General features: G+C 61.2%; 7 protein-coding genes. 1 reads left to right on the top strand and 6 read right to left on the bottom strand.

Translation table 11 applies throughout. From position 1 onward, the window contains the following. The first annotated feature begins 1,536 nt into the window (after window positions 1–1,536). On the top strand, window positions 1,537–2,673 hold the full coding sequence (locus BM315_RS13730; protein ID WP_090501875.1) for a choline transporter: 1,137 nt from the start codon (window positions 1,537–1,539) through the stop codon (window positions 2,671–2,673). Window positions 2,674–2,767: 94 nt separating this feature from the next. Here BM315_RS13730 and BM315_RS13725 read toward each other — a convergent pair whose 3' ends face one another. Genes BM315_RS13725 through BM315_RS13700 form a run of 6 tightly spaced genes read right to left on the bottom strand, consistent with a single transcriptional unit; the run spans window position 2,768 to window position 8,538 of the window. After that, window positions 2,768–3,712, bottom strand: coding sequence for a phosphatidate cytidylyltransferase (locus BM315_RS13725; protein WP_090501872.1), 945 nt, complete (start codon window positions 3,710–3,712; stop codon window positions 2,768–2,770). A 1-nt stretch (window position 3,713) separates the two neighbouring features. Beyond that, a complete protein-coding gene (locus tag BM315_RS13720; RefSeq protein ID WP_090501870.1) occupies window positions 3,714–4,334 on the bottom strand; it encodes a lysophospholipid acyltransferase family protein in 621 nt (206 codons plus the stop codon). 9 nt (window positions 4,335–4,343) lie between these two features. Next, window positions 4,344–4,799 carry a hypothetical protein gene (locus BM315_RS13715; protein WP_090501868.1) on the bottom strand — a complete coding sequence of 152 codons (456 nt, stop codon included), beginning with the start codon at window positions 4,797–4,799 and terminating at the stop codon, window positions 4,344–4,346. Next, entirely contained in the window at window positions 4,789–6,147 is a 1,359-nt protein-coding gene (locus tag BM315_RS13710; RefSeq protein ID WP_170862216.1) for a phosphatase PAP2/dual specificity phosphatase family protein, read from the bottom strand. Before BM315_RS13710 ends, BM315_RS13715 begins: the two co-directional genes overlap by 11 nt. After that, window positions 6,147–7,904 (bottom strand): bifunctional alpha/beta hydrolase/class I SAM-dependent methyltransferase, encoded by a 1,758-nt coding sequence (locus tag BM315_RS13705; protein ID WP_090501867.1) that lies wholly within the window; start codon window positions 7,902–7,904, stop codon window positions 6,147–6,149. Before BM315_RS13705 ends, BM315_RS13710 begins: the two co-directional genes overlap by 1 nt. A gap of 10 nt (window positions 7,905–7,914) precedes the next feature. Beyond that, complete coding sequence (locus BM315_RS13700; protein ID WP_090501865.1) at window positions 7,915–8,538, bottom strand: CDP-alcohol phosphatidyltransferase family protein; 624 nt, start codon at window positions 8,536–8,538, stop codon at window positions 7,915–7,917. Window positions 8,539–8,709: the final 171 nt, after the last annotated feature.

The raw sequence follows: 8,709 nt of genomic DNA, 5'->3' as shown, positions 1-8,709 counted from the left end.
CAATAATGGTGCCCATTATTTTTTGTAAGTCATTGATTTAATTGGGATTGATGATTCTGACAAATGCCAGGTTTGTCGCCCGTCGACAGGTGTCGACGGGCAGGTTAATTGTCATGATTGTGCGAGTTATTGTCATGATGAAATCTGCCACTACCCCGGCCTAGCGCCGGGGTTTTTCTTTCTGGATCAGTGCTTTAGATGCAGCCTCGTAGTGTCCAGTAAGCGATTTATGTAGTGAAGCTACAGAGAAATCCCGGAAAATCTCGTTTTGAGAGTGCAGAAATCTGCGAGATTTTTGGAGTGAAAGACTCGCGGCAATTTGTGCCGATCAAAATAGCGTCACCCATCAGTCTCAAAAATTGTGATGGGTAGTCGAGTGCGACTCGCTTGCGGCTTCATCAAGCAAGGCTGATGTGCGCATCATCGACTTCATCGATGGGGGACACCCGGCTTTGTTACGGATGTGGAATAAGCGCCAAGCTGGCTATAAGGCGATGGGCTACCGGATCGTTGATACGTCCAGCTCAATGGAGTTGCTTGGTACGACGGGGTGATGAGCGTCTGTATCTAGCGCAGGAGGGCTTTGGTAAGTCCGGATATTGTTGCCAGTCAGTTCGGCCAAACAGCGCGGCAGAACGCGGAGAGCGGATTAGGAGAGGATGATCAACGGCTGACCCCTGCTCTGAAGATGGGGAAGCCAGAAAGCACTGAGGGGAGCCTGGGCTCCCCTCGAATAAGTTACGTGTGCTTTGTTTTTCTTGTTTAGCGATCTGTTGTTTTTATTGGTGATCGACAAGCTTTTCATCAGATCCCCAGAAGGGACCAAGGGCAAACGTATTTTTTTGGTTGCTGGCAGTGCCATTGTCACCAAGTGATCCAACCAGAACGAGCTACCTCAAGGTAGTTTTATTCTTCTAAAACTGGTTGCCGGTTCTGAATCCCGGAACAGCGCACCCTCTCCAAAAAAATCTGTTTGCTACTTCTCTGCCGTGTTGTTTTTGTTTTACCAGAGTCGAGATGTTTTTCTTTTTGCTGTTTTTGTTGTTGTTCTACCCTAGATAAAGCACAGCCCGTGCCAGTTTTTAAAAATCGTTATAAATCAATATGTTGATAGGTTATCGCTTTTTCTGCGAAGTAGAAGCGTGGCCGATCTGTTCCCGTAGCACTCAGTTACGTTACCTGTGGATGGGCGGCGTAACACAGGCTGCCCGCACCATGGCGCGACCGGGGGGGCCGGCGACAGGATAGAAGATGTCGCCTACGGGAATGTGTGAAGTTGCAGCCGGCGACAGGATAGCTCGGTGACCGGAGCCTGCTGACGAGGCTGCCAATCAAGGAGCTAAGGTTGGCTGCGCTGTTCTATCGCCAGGTGCCTTGTCGCCGCTCAGGGGTGAGCCGCGGCCCAGCGGCGTGGTGCCCAGGCAGGACACCTCGCAAGCAATCCATCAAACAATTACAAGAAGCACAACGCCGCCGCCGACCTCAGGGTTGGCCCTTGGCCACAGCATCAGGCGCGGCAGTAGGCATGGGGTCCTTATGAAATTTGTTTTGTCCGGCGCGATCATCGCACTGTTGCTCACCACCCTGTTTGTCCTGCTGCGCTGGGGCAACCAGCGTTGTCATGGTTCCGAACCGGTGGGGTTGCTGACCTTCATGGCGATCCTGTTTACCTCGGGCCTGGACATGGGCCTGATCATCTTTCCGCTGACCGAGTTCCCGGTCTACGCCAAGGACGCGGAATATCAATTCTCCAACCCACTGGCTGTCGAGTTCGGCTTCTGGGGCTTTCTGATTTGGGTGTTCTACTTCCTCACCACCTTCTACTTCTGTGTGATCGAGCCGCGGGTGAAGTTCTTCGAACTGAAACCGGTGAAGCTCATCAACAATCTGGTGATCATTTCGACCTGCGCCTTCACGGCCTACCTGTTCCTGGTGAATATCGCCTGGTATGCGCCGGAAGTCGGCGAAGGCTGGGGTTACCTGGTGGTCTTGCTGATCCTGCTGGCGGCGGTCTATTCGAGCACCGATATCAAGTACCTGAAGATCCTGAGCGTGGCCTCGACCTGGTTGTTCTTCGCCCTGATTGCCGGGATGTGGTGGTTGATGGATGCGGACGCCGGCTACGTGGCCGAGGCGGCTGCGGCGATCGGCACCGGCTATTTCGCCGAGTTGCATGAGTTCGTCCTGCCGCTGAGCGACTACCACGCCTTCTACCTGTTCTGGTGGTTTGCCTGGAGCGTGATGATCGGCCAGTTCGTCTCGCGTTTCGTCGGCGGCCTGAAGACCTATCAACTGTTGCTGGCGCTGCTGATCATCCCCTCCATTCCGTTGGCGATATGGTTCTCCGTGCTGTACTACTACTTCGCCAATGCCATCGAGATCACCCTGCTGTTCAAGCTGGCGATGGTCACGGTGGGGATCATCTTCGTGATCAACTCGGTCGATTCGCTGGTGCGCTTGTACACCGACAATCTGGGGATCAAGGTCGAGAAACTGGGGCGGCCGAGGTTCATCATGCTCAACGTGAGTGTGCTGGCCGCCCTGGTCCTGCTGTTCAAATTCACCCCGTTCGAGATTCAGTCGGTGGGACTGGTGGTGATTGCCCTGTATGCCGCGACTATCGCGACCATCCTGTGGCGGCATCGACCGGCGTTGGCCTCGATCAATGGCTGAACAACCGATGAACTGAACGGCATGTCGAGCCACAGCCCAAGCGGACCTGGAGCTGTTCTATTGCTGGGCTGTCCTGGCGACCGACGTACTGGATCTAGGCCAGTGCCGGCACCCACCAGTAGCGCACGAAGTGGAAGAATATCGGGGCAGCGAAACACACCGAGTCGAGGCGGTCGAGCATGCCGCCGTGGCCTTCGATCATATGACCCCAGTCCTTCACCCCGCGGTCGCGCTTGATTGCCGACATCACCAGGCCGCCGGCAAAGCCCAGCAGGTTGACGGTCAGGGCCATCAGCGCGGCCTGCCAGAAGTTGAACGGGGTGATCCAGCACAGCAGCGCACCGACCAGGCAAGCCAGGGCCACCCCGCCGACAAAGCCCTCCACGGTTTTAGAGGGCGACAGGCGCGGGGCGATCTTGTGTTTGCCGAACAGCTTGCCGCAGACGTACTGCAGTACGTCGGATAGCTGCACGACTATGATCAGCCAGGCGATCAGCAGCAGGTTGCGCCCTGCATAGCCGGGGATGTCCAGGGTCAGCAGTGCCGGTACCGCGGAGATGCAGTAGACCGCGATCATCAGCCCCCATTGCACCTTGGAGGCACGCTCGAGGAAGCGCGTGGTATCGCCGCCCAGGGAGGCGAGAATCGGCAGCAGCAGGAACAGGTAAACCGGGATGAAGATCGAGAACAGGCCGTACCAGTCGACGGCGATCAGCAGGTATTGCATCGGCAGAGCGAAGTAAAAGGCCGCCACCAGCGCCGGATAATCGCTGCGCCGGGTCGGCGTCAAGGTCATGAATTCGCGCAGGGCGTAGAAGGAAACGAAGTAGAACAGCAGGATCACGCCGATATCGCCGAACAGAAAAGCCGCGCCTATCACGGCCACCATCACCCACCAGGCGTTGATCCGCGCGTTGAGGTTGTCGATCACCGGGTTGGGGCTGTCGCCGCTACGCCATTTAAGGAAATAGCCGATGGCCGAGGCCAACAGCAACAGGGCGCCGATACCGGCGAACAGCAGCAGGGTGTTGTTATCCATTTCAAACCTCCTCGGGCGCCATGGCCAGCAGCGCGTTACGGGCGCGTTCGAGGAACGCTTCCTTGCTCTCGGTTTCCAGCGGTTGCAGCGGCGCACCGAAGCTCAGGGTGCACAGCAGCGGCAAGGGTAGCGCCCTGCCCTTGGGCATCACGCGGCTAAGGTTGGCGATCCATACGGGGATCAGCTCGATATGCGGTCGCGCCTTGGCCAAGTGATAGAGGCCACTCTTGAACGGCAACAAGCCCTCTTCCAGGTTGCGCGTGCCCTCGGGAAACAGGATCAACGAATCGCCGTTGTCCAGGGCATCGAGCATCGGTTGCAGCGGGTTGCTGTGTGCGGAGCCGCGCTCGCGATCGATCAACACGCCGTTGAACACCTGATGGATCAGGTAGCGGCGCAGGCTGTCGCGCTGCCAGTAGTCGGCACCGGCCACCGGGCGGGTGCTGCGCCGCAGCTCCGGCGGTAGCGAGGCCCAGAGCAGCACGAAGTCGCCGTGGCTGCTGTGGTTGGCGTAATACAGGCGCTGCACCGGTTGCGCGGTGCAGCCGAGCCAGAGCGCGCGGGCGCCGGTCAGCAGGCGCGCGGCTGAGGTAATCGCAAAGGCGGTCAGGGCAGCGAGCATGACGATTCCTTATCCAGTGATAGAAAGCCAAGGCAGACCGAGCAGGATCGCCACGGCCAGCAACAATTGCACGAGTAGCCAGAGCGCCTGCAGGCGTAACAAGCGCAGCGCACCGCGACTGCGTTCATCCCAGCTGCGCGCCTCCAGGTTTGCCGATCGCAGGCCTAGCCGGGTGAGCGCTTGATCGAGATCGGCGGTATGCAGCGCCAGGTGCTCGGCGTCGTCCGCCAGGCGCTGGAACAGTTCGGCATCCAGGGCCACTCGCAACGCCCAATACTTTTCGACCAGCCCCAGCAGTACCAACAGCCCGCAGAACAGGGTGGCCAATGGTTGAGCTGCAACGCCGAGCAGCGGTGCCAGGCCGATCGCCAAGCCGAGCAGGGTGACTGCGTTGGACAACCGATCCAGCGCCTTGCCCCGGCGCAGCAGGCTGGCCAGGGTGAACAGCTGCATCTCAGTAGCCATGGGTTGCCGCCAAGACCGGAGTCGCACCGCCGCTCAGTTGCTGCATGTCCACCAGCGCGCGCTGGTGGGCTTCGCTCAACACCACCTGCGGACGCGCCAGGCGCAGGCGTGCGAGTGCATCTGGCACGCTCTGGCAACGGCCGCTATGCAGCAGCCAGGCGGCTACCGCGGTGGCGCTGCGTGAATAACCTAGTGCGCAATAGACCAGCAACGGACCCTGCTGACGCAGCGTTTCGATTGCCTGGGCGGCGGCCTGCAGCGTGTGCGCGTTGGGTACGCTGAGGTCGAGCACCGGCAGCGAACGATAGGCCTTGGCCGGTGCTCGCCTCGGCAGTTCGGCGCAGAGATCCAGCAGGGCATGAAACTGATCGGCCTGCCCTGCTGCGGGAATTCGCCCGAGCCAGACGCCCTCGCTGACCTCATCGGCCTGGGGATGTTTACGAGTCCATAGGCGTGAGTTGAGCCAGGCAGCCGCCAGGTATGGCGCGAGCAGCCAGCAGGCGGCACTGCTGAGGTGGCCTTTGGCGTCCTTCTGAAAGCCTGCGGCGTCGAACAGCGCATAGTTCAGCGCCACCAGCAGCAACGAGAAGCTTGGCCACAACAGCCATAACCAGACGCCGCCCAGATTCACCGCCAGCGCGCTCAGCAGCGCCGCGCCCAGGCCATAGCGCAATGCCAGGCGCCAACGTTGCGGCTCGCGGGCCAACTGCCAATCCAGCAGCGGGCTGGGACCTTGCTGGGGCCAGAGCCAGACGCAGAGCCAGCCGGCCAGCACCCCGGTGGGCACGTCGATGAAATGATGCTGCCAGGTGGTCAGCACCGACACGCCGATCAGCGCAAACCAGCCGTGCAGCAGGCCGCGCAGCCATAGACCATGGGTATGTCGGGCGAACATTATCCAGATGACCACTAGCAGGGCGATATGCAGGGATGGCGCCTGGTTGAAGGGTTTATCGAAGCCCATCAGCACATCGAACAGGCTGCCGAACAAGCCATCCAGTTCGGGCCGCTCGAAGGTGAAACGCAGCGGCCAGAGCAGGAAGGCGGCGATGCACAGCAGCTGTACGCTGAGCAAGCGCAGGCCGTGGCGATCCATTTCCCGCCGTGTCGCCGGCAGCAGAAAGGACAAACCATAGAGCAGGTCGATCGACCAGTAAGGCACGATGGTCCATGGCCATAGCGGCATCCGGTTTTCCCAGGCGAACATCAGGCTGCCGACGTCATCGCGCTGGCTGCTCAGCCAGTTGGCAAAGCTGTAGCTGGCGAAGAACAGCGGCGCCAACAACAGCAGCCACACTATCCCGCGTTTCCACAGCCCCGCTTCGCGGCTAACCGCGGCGCCTGCCATCAGGACAGCCGTTGCGCCAGGGAGACGCTGAAGATGCCCCATTCATCGATGCGCTGGGTCAGCTTGCGGAAACCCGCGGCCTCGACCAGTTGATCCATCTCCGCCTGACTGCGTCGGCGCATGACCCAGGCTTCGCCGCCGCGGTGGCTGGTCAGCGCGCGGGCGATCAGTTCCAGCTGCGGGTGCCAGGGCTGCCCGGTGTAAACCAGATAGCCGCCCTCTTCCACCGCCGCGGCCAAGCCGGCCAGGGAGTCGCCGACCATCTGGTTGCTGCCGAACAGCTCGTACAAACCGGAGACCACCGCCAGGGTCGGCTTGGGATCGAGCGCGGCCAGATCGTCGCGGTCGAAGGCGTCGCCTTTGACGAAGCGGGCGATATGGGACAGGCCCCTGTGTTCGATCAGCGCGGCGCCGTCGCGCACGTTGACATCGCTGTAATCGCGCAGCAGGATCGAGTCGGGCTGCTGCTCCATCCCGTCCAGGGCTTCGAGAATGTAGCGGCCATGACCGGCGGCGATATCGACGATACGCACGCCACGACCCTGCACGCGCAACTTGGCCATGGCCAGGCGCAGCAACTCCTCGGCATGCACTTTGCGTTGGCGGATGCCGCGCCAGCCGATGGAGTTCAGGTAGTTCCGGTCGATCAGCTTGCCGAGTGCCGACTTGCCGCTGGGCCGGTTGCGGTAGACGTAATCGAGGGTGCTGCCGGAGTCGAAGCCGGTGTCGAAGCCCAGTTTGACTCCATCGGATAGATTGCTGCCGAACCTCAGGCTGGCGCGGCTGGCGCGCCAATAGAGGTCGCGCGGCGAGTTGTGCGGCAGCGGCGCGGCCAGGCTCTCGGCCTCGGCGCAAGTCGCGCCCAGGCGGTCAGCATCCAGCAGCGAGGGGTGCTGCACCGGCTCCTCGAAACAATGCAGAAGAAAGCGTCTCGCGCGGCTCAAGGCATGGCTACGGTCGCGTTCGCCGAGGGTGTCGTGGAAGAAGCCGGGCAGTATGTGCTGCTCCTTGCGCAGGCTGCCGAGGCGCTCGAAGAACTGTTCCTGCGGCTTGCGCTGCACCACGAAGTCGGCCCCGGAGATCAGCAGCTGGGTGGGAATCTGGATCGCCTGGGCATCGGCCACCACCCGCTCGGCGGCCTCGTACAGGCCGAGCAGCATATTCACCGAAATCGCCCGGGTGATCAGCGGGTCGTTATCGAAGGAGGCGATACGCGCCGGGTCGTGGCTGAGGAACCTGGCTTTGACGTAGCTGTTAACGAAGAAATTGCCGCGCCAGGTGCGCATCAGCTTGAGGCCGCTGCGGGCGAGGGGCACATAGAGCTTGACCTTGAAGGCCGGTGAGGCGAGCACCAGGGCGCGGATCTGCGGCGCGTAGTCATGGGCCCAGGTCGCGACCACAACGGCGCCGACGCTTTGCGCCAACACCGCAAGATCTTCCTCGGCCAGGCCATGCTGATCGCCGATATGCTCGATAAAGGTCTGCACATCGCGCACGCTGGTGGCGAAGCTCGGGCTGTCGCCGCGTTCGCCCGGCGACAGGCCATGGCCGCGGGCATCCCAGGCGAAGAAGTCGAAGCCGGGCATGTCCAGTTCATCGACCAGATGGGCCATGCGCCCGCCATGCTCGTGGCCGCGGTGGAACATCACGATGGCCCGTCTCGGCGCGGCAGCGTCGGCGACCTCGGCAGGCCAGTGGCGGTAGAACAGTTCGACGCCGTCATGGCTGGTGAAACGCAGTTGCTGGGCTTCGCGCATCGAGATATCCCTATTTCGAATCGGTCGGTTGTGCCGCCTCGGCCAGGCCTTGGCGCACACGGTTGTAGAGGGTGTAAAGCAGCAGGGCGAGGATCAGGGCGAGCAGGCCGTCGATCCAGCTGGCCGGCAACAGGCCGCTGGCCACCCCGGCGCCGAGCACGCCGAAACAGAAGGCGCGGTCGCTCTTGCCCATGGGCCCATCGTAGCGGCGCGAGGCACCGATCATGGGCCCGAGTACGCCGGCGTATTCGCTGATCAGGGCCAACAGCACCAGCAATACCACCAGCAGCGGCGAGACGCCGGGCAGCAGGGCAAAAGGCAGATACAGGGCGCTATCGGCGATCAGGTCGCAGAGTTCGTTGAGGTAGGCGCCGAGCCTGGATTGCTGGCCGAACTCGCGGGCGAGCATGCCGTCCACCGCGTTGAGCGCCATGCGCAGAATCATCCACAGCGGGATCAGGGCGAACAGCCAGGCGTGTCGATGCAAGGTCGCCAGGAGGATGCCGAGCAGCAGCGAAATCGAGGCCGCCGCCAAGGTCACCTGATTGGCGCTCACGCCGCTGGCATGGAGGTGCTTTACGCCGGGGCGCAGCAGGTTCTGCAAGTGTGGTTTGAGTTGATAGATGGACAGCATCGGCCTGAAGTCCCTTTCAGTGCACTGGGGTGGCGAATAGCTTAGCCGCTTTGGCTGTCCCGTTGCGTGTGCCAGTCCCGGATTAGCGCAACGGGTTAGAACTTATACCCAGCGACCTGGCTTCCCGCTATCTAGATAAAATCTATTAATAGTCAGCTAGTTATGTCGGAT

It is taken from the genome of Pseudomonas borbori, from assembly GCF_900115555.1.
GTDB lineage: Bacteria > Pseudomonadota > Gammaproteobacteria > Pseudomonadales > Pseudomonadaceae > Aquipseudomonas > Aquipseudomonas borbori.
The sequence above is the reverse complement of the archived record's forward strand: the minus strand, read 5'-3'. Positions and strand labels throughout refer to the sequence as shown.

Bases quoted from the DNA above. Each gene is read 5' to 3' on its own strand.
- BM315_RS13730 (WP_090501875.1), top strand. From the start codon at position 1,537: ATGAAATTTGTTTTGTCCGGCGCGATCATCGCACTGTTGCTCACCACC.
- BM315_RS13710 (WP_170862216.1), bottom strand. From the start codon at position 6,147: ATGGCAGGCGCCGCGGTTAGCCGCGAAGCGGGGCTGTGGAAACGCGGG.
- BM315_RS13725 (WP_090501872.1), bottom strand. From the start codon at position 3,712: ATGGATAACAACACCCTGCTGCTGTTCGCCGGTATCGGCGCCCTGTTG.
- BM315_RS13720 (WP_090501870.1), bottom strand. From the start codon at position 4,334: ATGCTCGCTGCCCTGACCGCCTTTGCGATTACCTCAGCCGCGCGCCTG.
- BM315_RS13705 (WP_090501867.1), bottom strand. From the start codon at position 7,904: ATGCGCGAAGCCCAGCAACTGCGTTTCACCAGCCATGACGGCGTCGAA.
- BM315_RS13715 (WP_090501868.1), bottom strand. From the start codon at position 4,799: ATGGCTACTGAGATGCAGCTGTTCACCCTGGCCAGCCTGCTGCGCCGG.
- BM315_RS13700 (WP_090501865.1), bottom strand. From the start codon at position 8,538: ATGCTGTCCATCTATCAACTCAAACCACACTTGCAGAACCTGCTGCGC.